Origin of the sequence: Streptomyces sp. NPDC056347 (assembly GCF_042262625.1) — a bacterium.
Lineage (GTDB): Bacteria > Actinomycetota > Actinomycetes > Streptomycetales > Streptomycetaceae > Streptomyces.
On sequence record NZ_JBHJQP010000009.1, the window covers coordinates 60,358 to 82,703 of the forward strand.

At 73.2% G+C, this 22,346-nt stretch carries 18 protein-coding genes; 11 read left to right on the forward strand and 7 right to left on the reverse strand.

Features of this window, described 5'->3' with window-relative positions; all coding sequences use genetic code 11:
- Positions 1 to 2: 2 nt before the first annotated feature.
- Positions 3 to 509, reverse strand: coding sequence for an NUDIX hydrolase (locus tag ACFCV8_RS04315; protein ID WP_376683715.1), 507 nt, complete (start codon positions 507 to 509; stop codon positions 3 to 5).
- A gap of 566 nt (positions 510 to 1,075) precedes the next feature.
- On the opposite strand from ACFCV8_RS04315, the gene ACFCV8_RS04320 reads away from it, so the two are divergent.
- Both ACFCV8_RS04320 and ACFCV8_RS04325 read left to right on the forward strand, forming a co-directional pair.
- Positions 1,076 to 1,546 (forward strand): cation:proton antiporter regulatory subunit, encoded by a 471-nt coding sequence (locus tag ACFCV8_RS04320; RefSeq protein WP_136206254.1) that lies wholly within the window; start codon positions 1,076 to 1,078, stop codon positions 1,544 to 1,546.
- A gap of 2 nt (positions 1,547 to 1,548) precedes the next feature.
- Positions 1,549 to 2,874 carry a cation:proton antiporter gene (locus ACFCV8_RS04325; RefSeq protein ID WP_376683716.1) on the forward strand — a complete coding sequence of 442 codons (1,326 nt, stop codon included), beginning with the start codon at positions 1,549 to 1,551 and terminating at the stop codon, positions 2,872 to 2,874.
- A 133-nt stretch (positions 2,875 to 3,007) separates the two neighbouring features.
- Here the strand turns inward: ACFCV8_RS04325 and ACFCV8_RS04330 are convergent, their stop codons facing one another.
- Entirely contained in the window at positions 3,008 to 3,955 is a 948-nt protein-coding gene (locus ACFCV8_RS04330; protein ID WP_376683717.1) for a M56 family metallopeptidase, read from the reverse strand.
- A gap of 7 nt (positions 3,956 to 3,962) precedes the next feature.
- Positions 3,963 to 4,451 carry a BlaI/MecI/CopY family transcriptional regulator gene (locus ACFCV8_RS04335; RefSeq protein WP_376683718.1) on the reverse strand — a complete coding sequence of 163 codons (489 nt, stop codon included), beginning with the start codon at positions 4,449 to 4,451 and terminating at the stop codon, positions 3,963 to 3,965.
- Positions 4,452 to 4,626: 175 nt separating this feature from the next.
- Between ACFCV8_RS04335 and ACFCV8_RS04340 the strand changes: the two genes are divergently transcribed.
- A complete protein-coding gene (locus ACFCV8_RS04340) occupies positions 4,627 to 5,082 on the forward strand; it encodes a tellurite resistance TerB family protein (protein ID WP_376683719.1) in 456 nt (151 codons plus the stop codon).
- Between the two features lie 315 nt (positions 5,083 to 5,397).
- On the opposite strand, the gene ACFCV8_RS04345 is transcribed toward ACFCV8_RS04340, so the two are convergent.
- Positions 5,398 to 6,468 (reverse strand): PucR family transcriptional regulator, encoded by a 1,071-nt coding sequence (locus ACFCV8_RS04345; protein ID WP_376683720.1) that lies wholly within the window; start codon positions 6,466 to 6,468, stop codon positions 5,398 to 5,400.
- 285 nt (positions 6,469 to 6,753) lie between these two features.
- Here ACFCV8_RS04345 and ACFCV8_RS04350 point away from each other — a divergent pair, with 285 nt between their 5' ends.
- The 5 genes from ACFCV8_RS04350 (at position 6,754) to ACFCV8_RS04370 (ending at position 17,549) form a co-directional block, all read left to right on the forward strand.
- Positions 6,754 to 7,416: a hypothetical protein gene (locus ACFCV8_RS04350; protein WP_376683721.1), complete on the forward strand. Its 663-nt coding sequence runs from the start codon at positions 6,754 to 6,756 to the stop codon at positions 7,414 to 7,416.
- Positions 7,417 to 7,563: 147 nt separating this feature from the next.
- A complete protein-coding gene (locus tag ACFCV8_RS04355) occupies positions 7,564 to 9,717 on the forward strand; it encodes a flotillin family protein (RefSeq protein WP_376683722.1) in 2,154 nt (717 codons plus the stop codon).
- 115 nt (positions 9,718 to 9,832) lie between these two features.
- On the forward strand, positions 9,833 to 14,782 hold the full coding sequence (locus ACFCV8_RS04360) for a DNA repair ATPase (RefSeq protein WP_376683723.1): 4,950 nt from the start codon (positions 9,833 to 9,835) through the stop codon (positions 14,780 to 14,782).
- 50 nt (positions 14,783 to 14,832) lie between these two features.
- Complete coding sequence (locus tag ACFCV8_RS04365) at positions 14,833 to 16,857, forward strand: NAD-binding protein (protein WP_376683724.1); 2,025 nt, start codon at positions 14,833 to 14,835, stop codon at positions 16,855 to 16,857.
- Positions 16,858 to 16,925: 68 nt separating this feature from the next.
- Complete coding sequence (locus ACFCV8_RS04370; RefSeq protein WP_376683725.1) at positions 16,926 to 17,549, forward strand: exonuclease domain-containing protein; 624 nt, start codon at positions 16,926 to 16,928, stop codon at positions 17,547 to 17,549.
- Between the two features lie 115 nt (positions 17,550 to 17,664).
- On the opposite strand, the gene trpS is transcribed toward ACFCV8_RS04370, so the two are convergent.
- From trpS to ACFCV8_RS04385, 3 genes are all read right to left on the reverse strand, one after another.
- Positions 17,665 to 18,714 (reverse strand): tryptophan--tRNA ligase, encoded by a 1,050-nt coding sequence (trpS, locus tag ACFCV8_RS04375; RefSeq protein WP_376683726.1) that lies wholly within the window; start codon positions 18,712 to 18,714, stop codon positions 17,665 to 17,667.
- 198 nt (positions 18,715 to 18,912) lie between these two features.
- A complete protein-coding gene (locus ACFCV8_RS04380) occupies positions 18,913 to 19,323 on the reverse strand; it encodes a VOC family protein (protein ID WP_376683727.1) in 411 nt (136 codons plus the stop codon).
- A 402-nt stretch (positions 19,324 to 19,725) separates the two neighbouring features.
- Complete coding sequence (locus ACFCV8_RS04385; RefSeq protein ID WP_366288753.1) at positions 19,726 to 19,863, reverse strand: DUF6126 family protein; 138 nt, start codon at positions 19,861 to 19,863, stop codon at positions 19,726 to 19,728.
- 168 nt (positions 19,864 to 20,031) lie between these two features.
- Here ACFCV8_RS04385 and ACFCV8_RS04390 point away from each other — a divergent pair, with 168 nt between their 5' ends.
- From ACFCV8_RS04390 to ACFCV8_RS04400, 3 genes are all read left to right on the forward strand, one after another.
- Complete coding sequence (locus tag ACFCV8_RS04390) at positions 20,032 to 21,132, forward strand: LLM class flavin-dependent oxidoreductase (protein ID WP_376683728.1); 1,101 nt, start codon at positions 20,032 to 20,034, stop codon at positions 21,130 to 21,132.
- A gap of 14 nt (positions 21,133 to 21,146) precedes the next feature.
- Positions 21,147 to 21,800: an FMN reductase gene (locus ACFCV8_RS04395; protein ID WP_376683729.1), complete on the forward strand. Its 654-nt coding sequence runs from the start codon at positions 21,147 to 21,149 to the stop codon at positions 21,798 to 21,800.
- A gap of 83 nt (positions 21,801 to 21,883) precedes the next feature.
- A complete protein-coding gene (locus ACFCV8_RS04400; RefSeq protein WP_366288749.1) occupies positions 21,884 to 22,306 on the forward strand; it encodes a universal stress protein in 423 nt (140 codons plus the stop codon).
- The last annotated feature ends 40 nt before the right edge of the window (positions 22,307 to 22,346 follow it).

Below are 22,346 nucleotides of genomic sequence, written 5' to 3' on the forward strand. Positions count from 1 at the left end.
CCTCAGTGGTGCCAGGGCAGCCGGACCGGCTCTGCCGGTGTCCGCCCGGCCACGAGTGCGGACGTCAGCTCCGCCAGCCCGAAGGGGTAGACCGTCTCGTCGGTGGCCGCCAGGTCGGCGAGCGGCCACCAGCGGTACCCGGCGTGGTACCGGCGCTCGTCCTCCGCCAGTCCGGACTCATCGATCCGGTGGTCCGTGACGCGGAAGTGGAAGAAGACGTCCCGGAAGATCCCTTCGGCCCATCCGAGATCCGCGTATCCGGAGGTCTCCGCGACCGACGCGCCCAGTGCCGCCGGCTCCACGGACAGTCCCGTCTCCTCGCGGAGCTCACGGGCCGCCGCCTCCGCCAGGCTCTCCCCGTCCTCGACGCCGCCGCCCGGCGTGCACCAGCCGAAGCCGCCGTCGGGAGCGTCCGGGTCGACGCGGAACCTCAGCAGAAGCAGGCGGTCCAGCCCGTCGGTCAGCAGGACACGGGCGGATTCTCGGCGAAAGCTTCCCCGGGCAGCCATGCCGGCAGCGTATCCGGACGGGTCGACGGACCGGAGAAAGCACGCACATGACGGAGACGGCGGATCAGGAGCAGGCAAGTCCCGCGGTGCGGAAGCGGGTTGGCCGATGGCCCGCCTCGGTGCGCGGATGGCCCGAGAGGACCCGGCAGCGCGGCGGCCACGCTGTTCGACGGGGACTTCGACGCCCTCACCGTCGAGTACGGGACCAGCCTGCTCGCGCCCGCCGCCGGTGACCGCCTCGAGGCGATCGGCACGGTCCCGAGGCCGGGACGCCCCCTGACCGCGTCCGGGGCGACCGCGGACGGAAGCTCGTCGCCAACGGGCGGCGGACGCCGATCCGCATCGCCGGGCCCGCCGCGCGGGCCCGCACGTCGTCCATGGCGCGAACGGGCTCCGCGGACCCGGAAACGGACGCCGCCCGCGGTTCCCCGCCCCTCGCGCAACCCCGCGTACACGGAGCCGTACGGTCCACGCCCCTCAGGCGGCGGAAGCCTCCGGATAGGGTAATGACCGGATAAAGAGATCACCAAGTGCGTCAAGAACCGCCGCACCCTCGGGAGGAAGCCATGGGAACCCACCGCACCACGCTGCCCGGAGTCGGCGTGCAGTACGACTACACCACCGAGTCGGGCCAGCACATCTCGGTCGTCGTCCACCACGACGGGCGCCGGTTCATCGGCTTCTACGACCAGGACGATCCTGATTCGTGTCGCCTCTCGGTACCGCTGACACCTCAGGAGGCCACCGGCCTCGCCCACCTCATCGACTCGGCGCCCATCGACGCCGTACGGACCGAGGGCATCGACCTGGTCACCGAGCACATCCCGCTCGGCAGCCGCTCCCCGTACGGCGGCCGGCTGCTCGGGGACACCAAGGCGCGCACCAGGACGGGCGCCTCGATCGTGGCCGTGCTGAGGACCCACAGCGCGCACCCGTCCCCCGGGCCGGACTTCCGGCTGGCCATCGGGGACACGCTTGTAGTCGTCGGAACACGTGAGGGCGTCGACACGCTCTCCGAGATCATCGCGGAGGGCTGACCGTGCACGACACGACCGCACTGCTGGTGGAGCTGGGCTCCGTCATTCTGGGGCTCGGACTGATCGGGAGGTTCGCCGGACGCATCGGCCTCTCCCCGATCCCGCTCTACCTGCTGGCAGGACTCGCCTTCGGTGAAGGCGGGCTCCTGCCGCTGGGGGCCAGTGAGGAATTCACCGCCGTCGGCGCCGAGATCGGCGTCATCCTGCTGCTGCTCCTGCTCGGCCTGGAGTACAGCGCGTCGGAACTGGTCACCAGCCTCAAGACCCAGTACCCCTCCGGGGCCGTGGACTTCGTACTCAACGCGACCCCCGGAGCGGTGGCCGCGCTGCTGCTCGGCTGGGGGCCGGTGGGGGCGGTCGCCCTGGCCGGGGTCACCTGGATCTCGTCGTCCGGGGTCATCGCCAAGGTGCTCACCGACCTCGGACGGCTCGGCAACCGGGAAACGCCCGTCATCCTCGGCGTGCTCGTCATCGAGGACCTCTCGATGGCCGTCTACCTGCCGCTGCTCACCGCGATGGTGGCGGGCGTGGGCTTCGCCGGCGGCAGCGTCGCACTGCTCATCGCGCTCGGCACGGTCGGGCTGGTGCTCTACCTGGCGCTGCGGCACGGGCGGCTGATCAGCCGGGCGGTGTCCTCCGACAATCCGGAGATGCTGCTGCTGGTGGTCCTCGGGCTGACCGTGCTGGTCGCCGGGGTCGCGCAGGAGCTGAAGGTGTCCGCCGCCGTCGGCGCCTTCCTGGTCGGGATCGCGCTCTCCGGGGAGGTCGCCGAGGGGGCCCGCAAGCTGCTGACGCCGCTGCGGGACCTGTTCGCCGCCGTCTTCTTCGTCTTCTTCGGGCTCTCCACCAACCCGGCCGAGATCCCGCCGGTGCTGCTCCCCGCCGCGCTGCTCGCGATCACCACCGTCTTCACCAAGATAGCCACCGGCTGGTACGCGGCCCGGCGCGCCGGGATCGGTTCGCGCGGCCGCTGGCGGGCGGGCGGAACGCTCGTGGCGCGCGGTGAGTTCTCCATCGTCATCGCCGGCCTCGCGGTGGCCACCGAGCCCCGGATCGGGCCCATCGCCACCGCCTACGTCCTCATCCTGGTCATCGTCGGCCCCCTCACCGCCCGCTGGACCCAGCCGGTCGCGGCCCGGATCGAGGCGTGGCGCGCCGGGAAGGGGAAGGGCGGCGCGGGCTCCGGTGGCCCGGGCGCTTCGATTCCCTCCGGCGCCTCCGGTGCCGACGGCGCCTCCGAGGTGCGGGACGGTGCGGAACCGGGCGGCGTACGCCCGGAGCCCGTCGCCGCGCAGGGGGATCTCGCCCCCGCCGCCGATCAGGCCTGACGCCTGGCACCGAAGGCCGGTCATCCGGCGCCGGACGTCTGACGCCGGCATCCGACGCCGGACCCCGAAGCCCGGCACCCGACATCCGCGTCATCGTCGCGACCCCGCCGCGAGCCGTTCGTTCCCGTACGGCTCAGAGCGGGGTCGCCGCGTGCAGGATGCCCACCAGCGTCACGGCCGCGTTCAGCGAGGACAGCGCCGAGGCCGCCGTGCCCACCGTCGCGATCAGCGCCGCGAGGGCGACATGGGCGGAGGACGGCGGCCACAGCCGGACCGGCTCCACCGGGGCGAGCAGCGCGGCGACCCGGCGCGGTACCGGGCCCGCCGGGGACGCGAAGGCGGCGAACCCGGCGGAGACGTCCGGCCCCCGGTGCGAGTAGAGCGCCGCCTTGCCCACCGCGATCGCCACCACCCGCCGGTCACCGACCACGCGGGCGGCCTCCTCGTCCGCCCACCGCTCGGTGCTGAACGACACCGCGGTGCGCAGCGGCCGCAGGAACGGGTTGGCGCGCGCCGCGAGTTGGACGGCGAGCAGATAGCGGTGGTGCCGGGCCGCGAGGTGGGCCCGTTCGTGGGCGATCAGGGCGCGCCGCTCGCGGGCGTCCAGGCACTCGGCCATCGCGGTCGAGACGACGACCCGGCCCGGTCCGCCCGGCAGCGCGTAGGCGTACGGCTCCGGGTCCGGGAGCACCGCGACCCCGTCCTCGACGACCGAGGGCGCGGCGGCCAGCGCCCGGCCCGCGCGCACCCGCAGCCGCACATGGCGCACCACCGTCCACCCGCAGGCCACCAGCACCGCCGCCAGCGCCCCGATCGCGACGACGCCCGCCTTCTCCTCGTACGGCACCGCCTCCCGCACCTCCGGGTCCGACCAGCTGTCCGGCAGCGGGTTGCCCGGCAGCTGGGCGGTGCCCACCACCATCAGCAGGCCCAGGCAGAGCGTGCTGCACAGGGCGAGCAGCGCACCGACGACGGCGAGCAGCCGGGTCGCGATACGCGGGTGCAGATGCTGTTCGGCCAGGCGCGCGATCGGCAGCGCGGTCAGCGGCAGCACCAGCGGCAGGCAGACGAAGACACCCATCGGCGGGCTACAGGCCTTCCGTGTCGCGGGGTCCGTACGGATCGTCCGGGTCGGCGGCCCTGGCCAGCAGCGCGCGCAGGCGTTCCTCGTCACCGGGCGAGAGGGCCGAGACGAAACGGGCGAGCACGGCGCCCCGGTCCCGTTCGCCGTCCAGCACCCGGCGCATCCGCAGGGCCGCGAGACCGGCCTCGTCGGATGCGGACGTCCAGGTGTAGGAGCGGCCTTCGCGGGTACGGGTCACGGCCTTCTTCGCGTAGAGGCGGGAGAGGATCGTGATGACGGTGGTGTAGGCGAGGTCGCCGTCCAGGCGCTCCTGGACCCAGCCGGCCGTCGCGGGGCCGTTCGCGGACCGCAGTACGGCAAGGACCTGGGCCTCCAGCTCGCCCTGGCCTCGCCGGGGCGGTTTCGCGTCGGCGGGAAGCCGGTGCGGGGCTTCGGGCACTCGGTCGCGTCGTGGTTCGTTGTCCGGGAGGTGGCCGGGCCTGGCCGAGTCCATCGGGGGTCCGCCCTTCTGCGCTGCCGCGCCCGCCGCGGTGTCGCAGCATCCTACTGACCGCCGGTCAGGGAGCACAGCGGGTACGCCTGCTGCTAACTTCTACACGTCTGTAGAGTTGGACTCCCGTCCGGCAACGCGCCGCAAGGCGAGCCGCAACGCAACGTATGGAGACGACATGGCACTGTGGGACCGGATCAAGGAATCCGCTTCGTCGATGCAGTCGCAGCTGGAAGCGAAGAAGAACGACCTGAAGAGCGGGGCGTTCCGCGACGCGAGCATGGCCATGTGCGCCCTCGTCGCCGCGGCCGACGGTTCCGTCGACCCCTCCGAGCGCCAGCGCGTCGCCGCCCTGATCGCGAGCAACGAGGTCCTGCAGAACTTCCCGGCCGACGACCTCCAGCGCCGCTTCAACGAGTACGTCAACAAGCTCACCGCCGACTTCGCCTTCGGCAAGGTCAGCATCCTCCAGGAGATCGGCAAGGCGAAGAAGAAGCCCGCCGAGGCCCGCGCCGTCATCCAGATCGGCATCGTCATCGGCGGCGCCGACGGCGACTTCGACAAGTCGGAGCAGGCCGTCGTGCGCGAGGCGTGCTTCGCGCTCGACCTCCCCCCGCACGAGTTCGACCTGTAGGCCGTACCGGCCCACACGTTCTTCCGTCCGCCGGACCGGCCCGTCGCCGGTCCGGCCCCGGATCGCCGGAGAAAGCGCGGCCGACTGACCATCGGCCCGCGCCCGGCAGGCCGGGGACGCGCGACTCCCCCCTGCGCGTCCCCGGCCACTTCTCGTTCCCCGGGCCCGCGCTCCCCCGGGTCCCCGATCTCCGGGGCCCCGATCTCCAGGTTCCCGGCCTTCCGGTTCCGGGCCCTCCGGTTCCCGGCCCTCCGGTTCCTGGCCCTCCGGGGCCCTCGGCCGGAACGGACCCTTCGGCCGGGGCGGGTCCTTCGGTCAGAGCTCGTTGGCCGGCCAGTCCAGCAGCCGGGCGCCGATGACCGCCGTCTGCAGGGTGTAGCGGTGCATCGGGTCGGCGGGATCGGAGCCGGTCAGCTGGTGGATGCGCTCCAGCCGGTACGTCAGCGCCCGCACGCTCAGCGAGAGCCGACGGGCCGTCTCCGCGGCCACGCAGCCCGCCTCGAAGTAGACGTTCAGCGTCTTCAGCAGCGGCTCGGCACCGCCCCGGGCCTTCTGGAGCGGGCCCAGCTCGCTGCGCACCAGGTCCGCCATCGCCTGCCGGTCGCGCGTCAGCACCGGATAGACCAGCAGGTCCGCCGCGTACAGCACGGGGTCGTCCAGAGCCATCCGCTCCGCGAGATCCAGCGCCTCCAGCGCCTCGTCGTAGGAGTGGACCACCCCGCCGGGGCCGTGGTGCGGGCGGCCGACCGCGACCCGTCCGCCGTTCGTCGCCGCGTGCGACTGCTTGGCGAAGAACCGCAGCACGTCCGGCTGGCTGCCCGGCGCGATGCAGACCAGCCGCCCGTCCTTCGTCGTGAGCAGGATCTTGCGGCCGCTGAAGCGGGTGAGCAGCGCCGTCTCGACCGTACGCGGCACGGAGTCGGTCTCCGTGTACGCCTCCGGGCCCGTCGCCACCGCGACCGCGTGGGCGCGCGAGAGCCGCAGCCCGAACCGGGTGGCCCGCTCGGCGAGCCGCCCCAGGTCGCTCCGCCCGTACAGCAGGTCGTCGATGAACTCGCGGCGGGCCGCCTCCTCGCGGCGCACCGTCATCCGCTGGGCCCGCTCGAAGCCCTCCGCGAAGGCGTCCACCGCCTGCTCGACCGCCGCCAGCACCGAATCCGTGGACACCGCGTCCGCCCCCGGGCCGAGCGGCCAGGCGGCGCGGGTCTCCAGCAGATGACGCGAGACCAGGGCGCGCAGCTGGAAGCCGTCCTCGGCGGCCCCCTTGCCCAGCAGCCGGTGACCCTCCAGCTCGTCCCGCGTCAGACGGCGGCCGGTGGCCGCCACATCGGCCAGGATGCGGGCATAGTCACCCAGAACCCCATCAGGAATCTCCGGCTCGGGCACGCACTCTCCTCCAGTCCTGACACGTCGTTGACGCATCTGTGACGCGGTGATGACACACCCGTTCAACGCATATTCTCCGGTGCCGGTGCCCGGCATCAAGAAGGAGGAAAGATTGCCGGATTCCGGCAGTGTTCCAGCGCGCTCGTCATGACACGATCCCGTCAGCACCAACCGGGGGAACCACGGGGGAAAACGGGGGAAGACCCGGCTGCTGCGGCGTTGTTTCAGGCTGCGCCGCAGCAGCCGGGCCCGCACCGGCCCCCAGTCAGTCAAGGGGGTGGAGAGATGCGGGAGTTCCTGAACGCGGCAACTTCCTTTCCCGCCGTTCTGTTCGGTGCCGCACTCGCCGTCGTCATCTTCTTCTGGCTCCTGGTCCTGGTCGGCTCGGCCGACCACCATTCCTTCGACGGCGACCTCGACACCGATCTGGCCGGGGTCGGCGGGGTGCCGGTCACCGTCTCGGTCTCCGTGATCACGGTCTTCGGCTGGTTCGCCGCGCTCACCGGCACGGTCCTGCTGCACCGCTCCGACGCCTCGGGCCTCACCCGGGCCGGTCTCGCCGGGGCCGTGCTCGTCGGGGCACTGCTGACCGGGCTGGTCGTCCTGCGGGTGCTGGTGCGCCTCTTCCGGCGCCGCTTCCCCGACGAGCCTCCGCCGTCACGCCAGGACTTCCTGGGCCGGGTCTGCACCGTCCGCACCGGATCGGTCGGCACCGACTTCGGGCAGGCCGAGGTCACCGCGGACGACGGCTCCACCGCGATCGTGCAGGTCAGACTGCTCGCCCCGGCGGACCCTGCGGACCCGGCGGCCCTGACCGCGGGCAGCGCCGGACTGCTGTACGCGTACGACGACGCGGGCGAGTTCTTCTGGGTCTCGCCCTACGACAGGGCCCTGGACCCGGGCCCGCCGACGCCCCGACCACGCGGGGCCAAGCGCCCCACCGGCTGACCGCCCTCGCCACGTACGTACACACGCACGCGGGCACGTACCCGCGTCCGTGCCGGTGGACCGCGCCGGCGCAGTCGCGCGGAGCGGCCGGGAGCCGTCGCACGCGCCCCTCACAACTTTCTTCTTCACCAGCCGTCAAGGACTGTCATGGATGCCATCACCCTGGGCTTCGGTGTGCTCGTCGCCGTCGTCCTGCTCATCGTCGTAGCGCTGCTCCTCGTCATCACCCGGCTCTTCCGCAAGGTCGAGCAGGGCAAGGCGCTGATCATCTCCAAGACCAAGAAGGTCGACGTCACCTTCACCGGTGCCGTCGTCCTGCCGGTGCTGCACAAGGCCGAGGTCATGGACATCTCGGTGAAGACCATCGAGATCCGCCGTACCGGGCGCGAGGGGCTGATCTGCCAGGACAACATCCGCGCCGACATCCACATCACGTTCTTCGTCCGGGTCAACAAGACCGTCGAGGACGTCATCAAGGTCGCCCAGTCCATCGGCACGGGGCGGGCCAGCGACGAATCGGCGCTCCAGGAGTTCTTCGGCGCGAAGTTCGCCGAGGCGCTGAAGACCGTCGGCAAGCAGCTGGACTTCGTCGACCTCTACACCAAGCGCGAGGAGTTCCGGGACCGGATCATCCGGGTCATCGGCACCGACCTGAACGGCTACCACCTCGACGACGCGGCGATCGACCACCTGGAGCAGACGCCGATGGCGCAGCTCGACGGCGCCAACATCCTGGACGCGCAGGGCATCCGGAAGATCACCGAGCTGACCGCGATCGAGCACGTGCGCACCAACGAGTTCCAGCGCAGCGAGCAGAAGGAGATCACCCGGCAGGACGTCGACGCCCGGGAGACCATCCTGGAGCTGGAGCGCCGCCAGGCCGAGGCCGAGATCAAGCAGCGCCGCGAGGTCGAGACGCTGCGGGCCCGCGAGGAGGCCGCCACCGCCAAGGTCCAGGAGGAGGAGCGGCTCGGTGCCCAGGCCGCGTTCATCCGCACCGAGGAGCAGCTGGGCATCCAGCGGGAGAACCAGGCCCGGGAGATCGCGGTCGCGCAGAAGAACCGCGAGCGGGTCATCGCCGTGGAGAACGAGCGGATCGAGAAGGACCGGCTGATCGAGGTCATCGGGCGCGAGCGGCAGACCGAGCTGGACCGGATCGCCGCGACCAAGGAGGTCGAGGCCGAGCGCCGCGAGGTCGCCGACGTGATCCGGGAGCGGATCGCGGTGGACCGCACGGTCGCCGAGCAGGAGGAGTCCATCAAGACGCTGCGGGCCGTCGAGGAGTCCGAGCGCACCCGCCGCTCGGTCATCATCGCCGCCGAGGCGGAGGCCCAGGAGAAGCTGGTCAAGGACATCAAGGCGGCCGAGGCCGCCGAGTCCGCCGCCACCCACCTGGCCGCCGAGCAGCTGACGCTCGCCGAGGCCCGGCTGAAGACCGCCGACCTGGACGCACAGGCCAAGCTGCGGCTCGCCGAGGGCATCCGGGCCGAGTCCGCCGCCCCCGGCCTCGCCGAGGTCCAGGTCCGCGACGCGCAGGCCGACGTCATCGAGAAGCAGGGTCTCGCCGAGGCCGAGGCCACGTCCGCCCGGCTCAGGGCGGAGGCCGAGGGCGCCAGGCTCAAGGCGCTCGCCACCGCCGAGGGCACCCAGGCGCAGGCCACCGCCGACGCGGCGATGATCGGCGAGAAGCTGAAGGCCGAGGCGGCCGGGCTCACCGAGAAGGCGGCCGCGATGGCGGCGCTGGACGACGCCTCGCGCGGCCACGAGGAGTACCGGCTGCGGCTCGCCGCGGAGAAGGAGATCCGGCTGGCCGGGCTCGACGTGCAGCGGCAGGTGGCCGAGGCCCAGGCGACGGTGCTGGCCACCGGCCTGGAGAACGCCGACATCGACATCGTCGGCGGCGAGTCGGTCTTCTTCGACCGGCTGGTCTCCGCGGTCTCGATGGGCAAGAGCTTCGACGGGTTCATGGCGAACTCGGACACCGCGAAGGCCCTCGCCGGGCCGTGGCTGGACGGCTCCTCGTCGTTCACCGAGGACCTGACCCGGATGCTCGGCTCGGTCTCCACCGGCGACGTGCGGAACCTGACCGTGTCCGCGCTGCTGATGCGGATGATGAAGGCGCCGGGCACCGGGGTCGGCGCCGGGCAGATCGAGCAGCTGCTGACCGCCGCCCGGGAAGCGGGCCTCGCCGACCTGCCGGTCTCCGCGCTCACCGGCGCCATGGCCGCCGCACCGGTCTCCGCCGAGACCGCCCCCGTCCCCGTCCCCGCGGCGCGGAACGGATCGGCCCCGGCCGTCTGATCCGCGGGTGCCGGGCCCGTCCACCGCCGGACGGGCCCGGTACCGGGACGCACCGCAGCACTCCGGGACCCGACGGAGAAGACGCACCGCACACCTCGCAGAAAGAGCCGTACGTATGGACACCGACACCACGACCGCAGCGCCCACCGGCGGCCCCGTGGACGCGGGTACGTACGACGTGCTGCGCCGTCGGCTCGGCGACCGGGCCGCCGAACTGGCCCGCCGTGCCGAGAAGTTGAACACCCGCCGCACCGAGGAGTTCGGCTCCACCGAGCTCCGCCTCACCGGCACCGAGCAGATCCGCACCGCCCACCCCGCCGTCGCCCGCGACCTGGTGGCGGCCGGCGGGCGGCTGCTGTTCGGCTTCGAACGCGGACCGGGGGCGGCCGGCCCGGCCGAGGTGGCCGAGGTCTTCGCCCGGTACGGGGCGGAGCTGGACGCGCCCGACACCGAAGGCCCCCTCGCCGACGCCGACTTCGTCCGCGAGTTCGTCTCCCTGCACCGCTACTACCGCGACGCCCGGCTGCTGCGGCTGCGCCGGGTCGAGGGCAGGCTGCTCGCCGTCTTCCGCACCGGGGAGAACGCGGACGGCGTGCGGGTACTGCGCTGGGCGCTCGGACCCGACGGCGCTCCGGGGGCCTTCCTCGACGCGCGCGGCGACCGCGACCACGTCTTCCCGCCCTCGCACGACTTCACCTGGACCGTCGCGGGCCGCGAGGCCCATGTGCTGGGCCGCCACCCGCACATCGCGGTCGGCGGCGACACCCCGGACAGCGCCCCGCTCTTCGTCGACACCCTCGGCGGCCACCTCACCGTCAAGACGGCCAACGACACCGACACCGCCGAGGGCATCTACCGCGAGCCGGTCGCCGAACCCCTCCAGTCGCTCGCCGACGCCGAGGTGGAGCACGCCACGATCGGGCCGCTGGTCCTGCTCCGGGTCCGCCCGTACAACGAGGAGGCCTGGCGGTACCTGGTCTTCAACACGCTGCTCTCCACCGTGCGGCGGCTGGACGGCATCGGACCGGCCTGCCACCGCCTCCCCGAGGACCAGGGGATCATCTTCCCCGGCGGCTACTACCTCACCACCGGCACCGCCAAGACCTTCGACATCGCCGAACCGCTCACCGACCCGGTCTTCGAGGGCGCCGTCCGCTCCCCGAACGGCGAGGACGTCCTCTACGTCTTCCGCTCCCCCGACGACGGCCGCGCCCTGCTCCTGCCGTACAACCTGATCCGGCAGGAGGTCGCCACCCCGCTCCAGGGCCGGGGCCACGCCCTGCTCGACGACGGCACCCTCGTCCTGCTGCGCACCGGCGACGAACCGGCCCGGGTCCACTCCGTGCAGCGCTGGCACACCCCGTACGTCTCCGACACCCACGCCGCCTCCCGCCCCGCCGGGACGGGGCCGCTCGCCCGGGTCGGCAACGCCGATCTGGTGCGCGGGATCTCCGACTGCCTGGCCCTGGCGCGCAGCGCCGCCGAGACGACCCCGACCGCCGCCGTGTACGCGCAACTGGTCGCCGACTGCACCCGCGCCACCGACCGCTACCACTGGCTCGCCGACCCCGGACTCGACGCCCTCGCCGAGCCGTTGGCCGAGCTCAGGGCCACCGCCGAACAGGTCGTCATCGAGTTCGAGACGGTACGGGAGCTGACCCGGCAGGCCGCCGAGGCGCTCGACACCGCCGCCGCCGACCTCACCGCCCTGGTCCGCCGCGTCCGGGGCGAGGCCCCCCGCACGGCCGCCGCCTGGGTGGACCAGCTCACCGCGCTGCGCCGCGCCCACGGCCATCTGGCGACCCTCGCCGAGATGCGGTACGCCGACACCGACCGCATCACCGAACTGTCCGCCCGGGCCGCCGCCGACCTCGAATCGGCCGCCCAGCGCGCCGTCGCCTTCCTCGGCCGGGACGACGCCTTCACCTCCTACCACCAGGACATCGACCGCCTCACCGCCGAGGCGTCCGCCCTCGCCACCGTCGCCGACGCGGCACAGCTCGGCGAACGGCTGACCGGGATGACGGACGGGCTGAGCACCGTCACGGACGTCGTCGCCGGGCTCGACATCGGCGACACCACCGTCCGCACCGGCATCCTGGAGCGGATCGCCGAGGTCCTCGGCGGCGTCAACCGGGCCCGCGCCACCCTCGACGCGCGCCGCCGCGAACTCCTCGACCACGAGGGCCGGGCCGAGTTCGCCGCCGAGTCCGCGCTGCTCGGCCAGGCCGTCACCGGGGCGATCGCCGCCGCCGACACCCCGGACGCCTGCGACGAGCAGCTGTCCCGGCTGCTGCTCCAGCTGGAGAACCTGGAGTCGCGGTTCGCGGAGTTCGACGACTTCCTCGCCGAGCTGGCCGAGCGCCGCACCGAGGTGTACGAGGCGTTCTCGGCTCGCAAGCAGACCCTCCAGGACGCCCGCGCCCGGCGCGCGGAACGGCTGGCGGACTCGGCGGCCCGGGTCCTGGAGACGGTCTCCCGGCGGCTGTCCGCGCTGGACGACACCGACGCGGTCCACACCTACTTCGCCTCCGACCCGATGGTCGCCAGGATCCGCCGCACCGCCGACGAGCTGCGCGAACTCGGCGACCCGGTACGGGCCGAGGAGCTGGACGGCCGCCTGATCGCCGCCCGCCAGGAGGCCGGCCGGGCGCTGCGCGACCGGGGCGAGCTGTACGCGGACGGCGGCGCCACCATCCGGCTGGGGCGGCACCGGTTCGCGGTGAACGCCCAGCCCTTCGACCTGACGCTCGTCCCGCACGGGGACCGGCTCGCCTTCGCGCTGACCGGCACGGACTACCGGGCCCCGGTCACCGACCCGGAGTTCGGGGCGACCCGCCCGTACTGGGAGCAGACCCTGCCCTCGGAGTCGCCGCTGGTCTACCGGGGCGAGCACCTGGCGGCCCGGCTGCTCGACGAACACGGCGCGGACACCCTGGCCGCCCTGGACCCGGCCGGACTCGGCACGCTCGTACGGGAAGCGGCGGCGGCCGCGTACGACGAGGGGTACCAGCGGGGCGTCCACGACGAGGACGCCGCCGCGATCCTCGCCGCACTGCTGCGGCTGCACTCCGGGGCCGGGCTGCTGCGCTTCCCGCCCGCCGTGCGGGCGGCGGCCCAGCTCTTCTGGGCGTACGGGGCGGACGGGGCCCGGCGCGTCTCGTGGACCCGGCGGGCCCGGTCGCTGGCCCGCGCCCGGGAGACCTTCGGGCTCGGCACGGCGGTGGACGCGCTGAAGGAGGAGTGGGCGGCGGTGATCGGGGGCCAGGACGCGACGGCCCCGGAAACGGACCCGGCGGCCGTCGCCGGGTACCTCTTCGAGGAGCTGACCGGCGGCCCGGACGGCTTCGTCACCAGCGCCGCCGTCCGCACCTTCCTGGACAAGTTCCGCCGCACGACCGGCACTTCGGTGTACGACGACGACCTCGAAGCGCTCGGCGACGACCTCGCGGCCCGCCGCCAGGTGGTGGAGGGCTGGCTCGGCGCGTACGCCGCCGCGAGCGGCGCCGGGACCGACGCGGGCGACCTCGCGGAGGCCGTCGCCGTGGAGCTGTGCCCGCCCGGGGTCCTCGACCGCTACGACCACGACGCCCCGCTGACCGCCCGGGTGGACGGCCTGCTCGGCACCCACCCCCGCGTCGACCGGGGCGCCCTGACCGTACGGATCGACGAACTCCTCGCCCGCACCGCCGAGTTCCGCGCCGTGACCGTGCCCGGCTTCCGCGCCTACCAGCGCCACCGCACCGCCCTGGTCAACGCCGAACGGTCCCGGCTGCGGCTGGACGACCACCGGCCGCGCGTCATGTCGGCGTTCGTCCGCAACCGGCTGCTGGACGAGGTCTACCTGCCGCTGATCGGCGACAGCCTGGCCAAGCAGCTCGGCACCGCCGACGCCGACCGGCGCACCGACTCGCAGGGCCTGCTCCTGCTGGTGTCGCCGCCCGGCTACGGCAAGACGACGCTGATGGAGTACGTCGCCGACCGGCTCGGCCTGGTCCTGGTCAAGGTCAGCGGCCCGAACCTGGGCCACGACGTGACCTCGCTCGACCCCGCCCAGGCCCGCACCGCGACCGCCCGCCAGGAGATCGAAAAGATCAACTTCGCGCTGGAGTCCGGCAACAACACGCTCCTCTACCTCGACGACATCCAGCACACCTCGCCGGAGCTGCTCCAGAAGTTCATCCCGCTCTGCGACGCCACCCGCCGCATCGAGGGCGTCCGGGACGGCGAACCGCGCAGCCACGACCTGCGGGGCAAGCGGTTCGCGGTCTGCATGGCGGGCAACCCGTACACCGAGTCGGGCGAGCGGTTCCGCATCCCCGACATGCTCGCCAACCGGGCCGACGTCTGGAACCTGGGCGAGGTGCTGACCGGCCGGGAGGACGTCTTCGCGCTGAGCTTCGTCGAGAACGCGCTGACCGCCAACCCGGTGCTGGCCCCGCTCGCCGGGCGCTCCCGCGAGGACCTCGGCCTGTTCGTACGGCTCGCCTCCGGCGACCCCTCGGCGCGCCCGGACCGGCTGGAACACCCGTACACGCCCGCCGAGCGGGACCGGATCGTGGCGGTGCTGCGCCATCTGCTGACCGCCCGGGACACGGTGCTGGCCGTGAACTCCGCGTACATCGCCTCGGCGGCGCAGACCGACGCGACGCGCACCGAGCCGCCGTTCCGGCTCCAGGGCTCGTACCGCGACATGAACAAGATCGCCGAACGGATCGTGCCGGTGATGAACGAGGCGGAGCTGTCCGCCGTGGTCGACGACCACTACGCGGGCGAGGCCCAGACCCTGACCAGCGGCGCCGAGTCGAACCTGCTCAAGCTGGCCGCCCTGCGCGGGCGGCTCACCCCCGAGCAGTCCGCGCGCTGGTCCGCGATCACCGCCTCCTACGTCCGCACCCAGGCCCTCGGCGGCCCGGACGGCGACCCGATGACCCGGGCCGTCGCCGCACTCGGGCTGCTCGCGGACCGGATCGCGGCGGTCGAGACGGCGATCGTCCGGGTCACCGACCCCCGCCACGTCCTGACCAACCCCGCGGCCCGGCACGCCGCCCCGCCCCCGGAGTAACCCCCGGACCTTCCGCACTGCCAACTCCCCACGGAGCGAAGGAGCAAGGCATGCTGGGTCTCGTGCCCCCACTTCCCCAACAGCCCCAACGCTCCCCGTTCAGCGGACACATGGTCGTCTGCGGTGACGACACCCTGGCCCGGCGGCTGGCCGTCGAGCTGCGGTACGTGTACGGCGAGCGGGTCACCCTCGTCCTGCCGCCCGGCCGCGACGCCCGCCGCCCCGAACTGCCCCTGGCCGGGCGGGGCCTGGCCTCGCTGCTGGGGCGGGTCTCCTCCGCGATGAACCGCAACGGCGCGGGTACCGGCGGTCCGGGCGACCCGGACGACACGGACTCGCAGAGCGGCGCCTCCCGGCTCGGCGACGACACCAACGCCGGCGTCGACCCGGTCCGCATCCTGGAGGCCGCCGAGCCGTCCGACGAGGCGTTCGAGGAGGCGGGCGTGGGAACGGCCACCGCGCTGGCCCTGGTCTACGACGACGACGAGCGCAACATCCGGGCCGCGCTGACCGCCCGCCGCATCAACCCCCGGCTCCGCCTGGTCATCCGGCTCTACAACCGCAAGCTGGGCCAGCACCTGGAGAACCTGCTCGACCAGGCCGCCGCCGTCGCCTCCCCGGGTCTGGACCGGGCCGCCCTGGACGCCTCCACCACCGTCCTGTCCGACGCCGACACCGCGGCCCCGGCCCTCGCGGCGACCGTCCTCACCGGCTCCAGCAAGGTCATCCAGGCGGAGGGCCTGCTGCTGCGCGCCGCCGAACGCACCCCGCCCGGCGGCGGCCAGATCGCCGACCCCGGCCTGTGCACCCTCGCCCTGCTCTCCTCCACCACCCACGACCCGGCGGGCACCGAGGGCTCCGACAGCAGCGGCGACGAGGGGCCCAGGCTGCTGCCCGACGCCCGGCAGATCGCGGCGGCCACCGGGCGCGGCACGGTCGTCCTGGAAGCGATCAGCCAGGCCGGGCCGAGCGGCCCGACGCCCCGGATGGGCGGCCGGGGCGCCCCGCTCAGCCAGGTCTTCTCGCGGCGGCTGCGCTGGTCGGCGCTGGGCGTCGGGCTGGCGGTGCTGGCCCTGGCCGTCGCCTCCACGCTGACCACCGGTGACGACCCGCTGCACGCCACCTACCTCACCCTGCTCGACCTGTTCGCCATGGGCGACCCGGCGATCGGTGACCCGACGGCCCGCCAGGTCATCCAGCTCCTGTCCGGTGTGGCCGGGCTGATGCTGCTGCCGCTGCTCGTGGCGGGGGTCCTGGAGGCGTTCGGCTCGCTGCGCACCGCGTCCGCGCTGCGCCGCCCGCCGCGCGGCCTGTCCGGCCACGTGGTGCTGCTCGGTCTCGGCAAGATCGGTACGCGGGTGCTGGTCCGGCTGCGCGAACTGGGCGTGCCGGTGGTGTGCGTGGAGAACGACCCGGACGCGCGCGGCATCCCGGTGGCCCGGCGGCTGCACGTACCGGTGGTCCTCGGGGACGTCACGCAGGAGGGCGTGCTGGAGGCGGCGAAGATCCAGCGCTCCCGGGCCCTGCTCGCGCTGACCAGCATCGACACCACCAACCTGGAGGCGGTGCTCTACGCCCGCTCGGTCAAGCCCGACCTGCGGGTCGCGCTGCGGCTGTACGACGACGAGTTCGCCACCGCCGTCTACCGCACCCTGCGCACCGCCCACCCGCACGCCGTGACCCGTTCCCGTTCCGTCTCGCACCTGGCCGCGCCGTCCTTCGCCGTCGCGATGATGGGACGTCAGATCCTGGGGGCGATCCCGGTGGAGCGGAAGGTGATGCTCTTCGCGGCGATCAACGTGGCGGGCCATCCGCAGCTGGAGGGCCGCACGGTGGAGCAGGCGTTCCAGGCGGGCGCCTGGCGGGTCCTCGCGCTGGATGCCACCCCGCCCGGCGACCGCCGCCCGGACCTGGCCTTCCCCGGTACGCCGACCCCGGACCACCCGTCCGGCCTGATCTGGGACCTGCACCCCGGGCATGTCCTGCTCCCCGAGGACCGTGTGGTGATCGCCGCGACCCGCCGGGGCCTGGCCGAACTCCTGCGCCGCAGCCGGAGAACGGCCCCGAGGCGGTGACCAGGAGCGCGCCCGGTGACCGGAAACCCGGATGCCGGGCGCGCGTCCCGCCCCCTACCCTGCCGCCCATGGACACGCCCCCCGGACTCCTCAACGTGATCGACATCGAGGCGACCTGCTGGGACGGCCGGCCACCGCCCGGCGCGGTCGGCGAGATCATCGAGATCGGGCTCACCGTCGTCGACCTGGGCACGGCCGAGCGGGTCGCCCGTCACCGCATCCTGGTCCGGCCCGCGCGGTCCTCGGTCAGTGCCTTCTGCACGGAGCTGACCGGCCTCACCCAGGCCGAGGTGAACACCGGGCTCTCCTTCGCCGAGGCCTGCCGCCTGCTGGCCGCCGAGCACCGGGCGGGCTCCCGCCCCTGGACCAGCTGGGGCGACTACGACCGCAACCAGTTCGTCCGCCAGTGCCGGATGACCGGCACCCCGTACCCCTTCGGCCGTCACCACCTCAACGCCAAGCTCCCGTTCACCGCCGCCCACGGCCTGCGCAAGCGGCCCGGGATGGCCCGGGCGCTGGAGGTGGCGGGCCTTCCGCTGGAGGGCCGCCACCACAGCGGGGCCGACGACGCCTGGAACATCGCGGCGCTCGTCCTGGACACCGCGGCCCGCGGCGCCTGGCCCGAGCCGGCGGACTGGTCCGGGCCGGGCGCCTGGTCGGAGTGGACGGCCCGGCCCGGACCGGGCGCCTGACCGGAGCCGGCAGCCCGGCCCGAACCGACAGCCCGAACCGATGGCCCGGCCCACTCCGGGTGTCCGGTGACCCGGCGGGTCCCCGGCCGCCGGACTGGTCCCTGGTCCCCCGCCCTCAGACCACCCCGCCCATCGCCTCCCGCACCTCGGCCAGGGTCGCCGAGGCGATCTCGTTGGCCCGCTCGTTCCCGGCCCGGAGCACCGACCGTACGTACCCCGGATCCTGTGCGTACTCGGCCCGCCGGGCCCGGATCGGCGCCATCCTGGCGTTGACGGCCTCGGTCACGGTCCGTTTGAGCACCGCCGCACCGCCCCCGCCGATCTCCTCGGCCACCGCGTGCGGGTCCCGGTCCAGGCAGAGCGCCGCCAGCAGGACGAGCGACGCCACCCCGGGCCGGTTCTCGGGGTCGTACGTGATGTGCCGCTCGGCGTCCGTCCGCGCGCCCTTGATCAGCCGGGCGGTCTCGTCGGCGTCGGCGCGCAGCGCGACGGAGTTGCCCCGGCTCTTGCTCATCTTGGTGCCGTCGGTGCCGAGCAGCAGCGGCGCGGCGGAGAGCAGCGCGTCCGGTTCCGGGAAGACCGCCCCGTACCGCTCGTTGAAGCGGCGGGCGACGGTCCGGGTGACTTCGAGGTGCGGCAGCTGGTCCTGCCCGACCGGCACCAGGTTGCCCTTGCAGAACAGGATGTCGGCGGCCTGGTGCACCGGGTAGGTGAACATCAGCCCGCTGACGGAGGACTGCCGGGAGTGCGCGATCTCGTCCTTGACGGTGGGGTTGCGGTTCAGTTCGGCGACGGAGATCAGGCTCAGGAACGGCAGCAGCAGCTGGTTGAGCGCGGGCACGGCGCTGTGGTTGAAGACGGTCGCCCGTGCGGGGTCGATCCCGGCGGCGAGGTAGTCCAGCAGCAGGCCCTCCATGTGCTCGGTCAGCCGGTCGGCGACGTCCCGGTCGGTGAGCACCTGGTAGTCCGCGATGATCACGAAAACGTCCACCCCGGCGTCCTGGAGCCGGACGCGGTTGTGGAGGGTGCCGAAGTAGTGCCCGAGGTGGAGCGGCCCGGTCGGCCGGTCCCCGGTCATCACCCGGAACGTCTCCGGGGCCTGCCGGATGCGGTCCTCCAGCTCGGCGGTGCGCTGCTGTTCGGTCGGTACGACGACGTCGCTCATGGCGGGTCTCTCCCTGCGATGCTGATCGCGGTTGCGTGGAGGACGGCCCTCATGAGGGCAACGAAAAAGGGCCGTCCGTAGACGAACGGCCCTGATTCCGTGCGAAGGCGAGGAGGCCGCTCCTAGAAGGAGCGCCACCAGTTCCGGCACGGCGTGAAGGTCATGTCCCCCACCATAACGTGGCCTGCCGGATCGGGTTCAGGAATTCGACCAACCGCGGCGGCAGAGGACGAGGCGGTAGCCGTCGGGGTCCTCGACGGTGACGCCCCACTCGTTCCAGTACGGGTTCGGGGAGGTGACGCGGGTGCCGCCGTGGTCCAGGAGGCGGCGCACCGTCTCCTCGGGGACCGGGCCGTCGTAGTAGAGGACGAGCAGGTCCTCCTCGGTGGGGCGGGGGTCGACGGGGTGGTCGCCGCCGTGGACGAGTTCGAGGTGCCAGGACGCGTCCGGGTGGCCGACCATGAGCAGGTCGTGCGTGCCGGGCTCCCGGCCCGCCCCGGCCCGGAAGAGGACCGTGAGCCCGAGGCCGTCCGTCCAGAACCGCCCGGCGGCGGCGAGGTCCCTCGACGGGCGGGCGAGACGGACGTGGGTGGCGGCGGGGAACGGCACGGCGGGGCTCCTCTGCGGTCGGCGGTGCGCCCGGCTGCGTACCGTCGGCCCGCAGCGTAGGCGTCCGCTCATCCGCCGCGCATCGGTCCGAGGCTCCGGTCCCGGTGCGGCCGGGGTCCTACGCCCTTGGGCCCCGGCGCGGGGGTGGTTGTTCCGGAACGTGACGAACACTCCCCGTCCGTCACGTCGCGAAGCGGCCGGGGCCCCGGCCTGAGCCGGGCCGCGAGCTGTGGGCGACGGACGACAGCGCGGCCAGGCTGGCGGTCCTGGTCCGCCGCCCGGGGGCACTCCCGGCCGGGGCATCTGGACGCCATGCCGCACGGGGCCCGTACCCCAAGGTTGCGGGGCCGGCTCGTGAACCACGCGGTGAAGCAGGGCACGGCCCAAAACCGCCCCGTACCGCTACTTCTTGGCGTGCTCGCCGACGTAGAAGAGGATCCAGACGAAGCCCGCGAAGAGGTGTGTGGCGAAGACGTACACGAAAACGCGCAGCATGACGCCGCGCTCCTTCCAGCGTTCGCTCCCGCCCGTCCCGCTCACGGCCCTGCCCTTCGTCCCGACGGCGATGCCCGGCCGGCCCGTGCGCGCCCTTTTCAGGGTACGGCCCGGTCGCGCACTCCTCGCGGAATAGGTCGAGGGGGGGGCTCCGTTGTAGGGTATGTTCAAGTAGTTCAAAGTTCAACGAAACTAGGTTTCTGGAGGCGGGCCATGGAGTTCGGCATCTTCACCGTCGGAGACGTCACCACCGACCCGACGACCGGCAGGACCCCGAGCGAGAACGAGCGGATCAAGGCCACGCTCGCCATCGCGCAGAAGGCGGAGGAGGTCGGTCTCGACGTCTTCGCGACCGGCGAGCACCACAACCCGCCGTTCGTCCCGTCCTCACCGACGACCACGCTCGGCTACATCGCCGCCCGCACCGAGAACCTGATCCTGTCCACGTCCACCACGCTGATCACCACCAACGACCCGGTGAAGATCGCCGAGGACTACGCGACACTCCAGCACCTCGCGGACGGCCGCGTCGACCTGATGATGGGCCGCGGCAACACCGGACCGGTCTATCCCTGGTTCGGCAAGGACATCCGCCAGGGCGTCCCGCTCGCCATCGAGAACTACGCCCTGCTGCACAAGCTGTGGCGGGAGGACGTCGTCGACTGGGAGGGCAAGTTCCGCACGGCTCTCCAGTCCTTCACCGCGACCCCGCGCCCGCTGGACGGCGTCCCGCCGTTCGTCTGGCACGGCTCCATCCGCTCCCCGGAGATCGCCGAGCAGGCCGCGTACTACGGCGACGGCTTCTTCCACAACAACATCTTCTGGCCCATGGAGCACACCAAGAAGATGGTGTCCCTCTACCGCCGGCGCTACGCCCACTACGGGCACGGCACCGCCGAGCAGGCGATCGTCGGACTCGGCGGCCAGGCGTTCATGCGGAAGAACTCGCAGGACGCGGTACGGGAATTCCGCCCGTACTTCGACAACGCCCCGGTCTACGGGCACGGACCGTCCCTGGAGGACTTCACGCGCGAGACGCCGCTGACCGTCGGCTCCCCGCAGCAGGTCATCGAGCGGACCCTGTCGTTCCGCGACGCCGTCGGCGACTACCAGCGCCAGCTGTTCCTGATGGACCACGCGGGACTGCCGCTGAAGACGGTCCTGGAGCAGCTCGACATCCTCGGCGAGGAGGTCGTGCCGGTGCTGCGCAAGGAGTTCGCGGCGCTGCGCCCGGCCGGGGTCCCGGACTCCGCACCCGTCCACCCCGCCGTCGCCGCCGCCCGCGCCGCCAAGTCGACCACGAAGGAGAGCTGACCACCGTGACGACCGTGTTCGCCACCGAGCCCGTACGCATCGTCGCCGTATCGGCCGGGCTGAGCAGCCCGTCCTCGACCCGGCTGCTGGCCGAGCGGCTGGCCGGGGCCGCCCGTGAGCGGCTGCTGGCCGAGCAGGACCGCCCGGTCGAGGTCCGGGTGATCGAGCTCCGCGACCTGGCCGTGGACATCGCCAACCACCTGGTCACCGGCTTCCCGCCGGCCGCCCTGGACACCGCGATCAAGGAGGTCGTGGAGGCGGACGGGCTGATCGCCGTCTCGCCCGTGTTCACCGCCTCCTACAGCGGGCTGTTCAAGTCGTTCTTCGACCTGATCGACAACACCGCGCTGACCGGCAAGCCCATGGTGATCGCGGCGACCGGCGGCACCGCCCGCCACTCGCTGGTGCTGGAGCACGCGATGCGCCCGCTCTTCGCGTACCTGCGGGCCACCGTCGTACCGACGTCCGTGTACGCGGCCTCGGAGGACTGGGGAGCGTCCGGCGACGAGTACACCGAGGGCCTGCCCTCCCGCATCCGGCGGGCCGGGGGCGAGCTGGCGGCCATGCTCACCGGCGGGCGGGCGGCGTCCGGAGCGTCCCGGACCCCCGGGCTCGACGACGACGTGGTCCCGTTCGAGCAGCAGCTCGCCGATCTCCGGCTGGACTGAACCCCGCCTCCTGCACAACCGCCCGGTTTGATTAGAGTTGCACCGAAAGATGCGCACTGAGCCGAACCGAGCTGGAGGCAGTGATGGGCAGGATCGTGGTGGGCGTTGACGGCTCCGAGTCGTCGGTCAAGGCTCTGCACTGGGCCGTACGCCAGGCGGAGCTGACCGGCGACACGGTGGAGGCCGTCAACAGCTGGGAGTACCCCGCGACGAGCTGGGCGTCGATGATGCCCGGCATGCCGGAGGACTTCGACCCGCAGGCCCTGGCGACCGTGGCCCTCACCGAGACGCTGGAGGAGGCGCTGGGCGCCGAGGGCGCGGCGAAGGTCAGCAAGGTCGTGGTGATCGGCAACCCGGCCCAGTCCCTGCTGGACCGGGCCAAGGGCGCCAACCTGCTGGTCGTCGGAGCACGCGGCTACAGCGGCTTCAAGGCGACGCTGCTCGGCTCGGTCAGCCTCCACGTCACCCAGCACGCCCCGTGCCCGGTGACGGTCGTGCGCGACTGACCCTTCGTGGAACGCGGAGCGGGCCCGTACGCCGTGGCGT

What these genes read in the sequence shown, in the direction of transcription:
- ACFCV8_RS04370 (WP_376683725.1), top strand. Translation starts at nt 16,926, where the DNA reads ATGGACACGCCCCCCGGACTCCTCAACGTGATCGACATCGAGGCGACC.
- ACFCV8_RS04340 (WP_376683719.1), top strand. Translation starts at nt 4,627, where the DNA reads ATGGCACTGTGGGACCGGATCAAGGAATCCGCTTCGTCGATGCAGTCG.
- ACFCV8_RS04360 (WP_376683723.1), top strand. Translation starts at nt 9,833, where the DNA reads ATGGACACCGACACCACGACCGCAGCGCCCACCGGCGGCCCCGTGGAC.
- ACFCV8_RS04330 (WP_376683717.1), bottom strand. Translation starts at nt 3,955, where the DNA reads ATGGGTGTCTTCGTCTGCCTGCCGCTGGTGCTGCCGCTGACCGCGCTG.
- ACFCV8_RS04365 (WP_376683724.1), top strand. Translation starts at nt 14,833, where the DNA reads ATGCTGGGTCTCGTGCCCCCACTTCCCCAACAGCCCCAACGCTCCCCG.
- ACFCV8_RS04335 (WP_376683718.1), bottom strand. Translation starts at nt 4,451, where the DNA reads ATGGACTCGGCCAGGCCCGGCCACCTCCCGGACAACGAACCACGACGC.
- ACFCV8_RS04315 (WP_376683715.1), bottom strand. Translation starts at nt 509, where the DNA reads ATGGCTGCCCGGGGAAGCTTTCGCCGAGAATCCGCCCGTGTCCTGCTG.
- ACFCV8_RS04355 (WP_376683722.1), top strand. Translation starts at nt 7,564, where the DNA reads ATGGATGCCATCACCCTGGGCTTCGGTGTGCTCGTCGCCGTCGTCCTG.
- ACFCV8_RS04390 (WP_376683728.1), top strand. Translation starts at nt 20,032, where the DNA reads ATGGAGTTCGGCATCTTCACCGTCGGAGACGTCACCACCGACCCGACG.
- ACFCV8_RS04350 (WP_376683721.1), top strand. Translation starts at nt 6,754, where the DNA reads ATGCGGGAGTTCCTGAACGCGGCAACTTCCTTTCCCGCCGTTCTGTTC.
- trpS (WP_376683726.1), bottom strand. Translation starts at nt 18,714, where the DNA reads ATGAGCGACGTCGTCGTACCGACCGAACAGCAGCGCACCGCCGAGCTG.
- ACFCV8_RS04400 (WP_366288749.1), top strand. Translation starts at nt 21,884, where the DNA reads ATGGGCAGGATCGTGGTGGGCGTTGACGGCTCCGAGTCGTCGGTCAAG.
- ACFCV8_RS04320 (WP_136206254.1), top strand. Translation starts at nt 1,076, where the DNA reads ATGGGAACCCACCGCACCACGCTGCCCGGAGTCGGCGTGCAGTACGAC.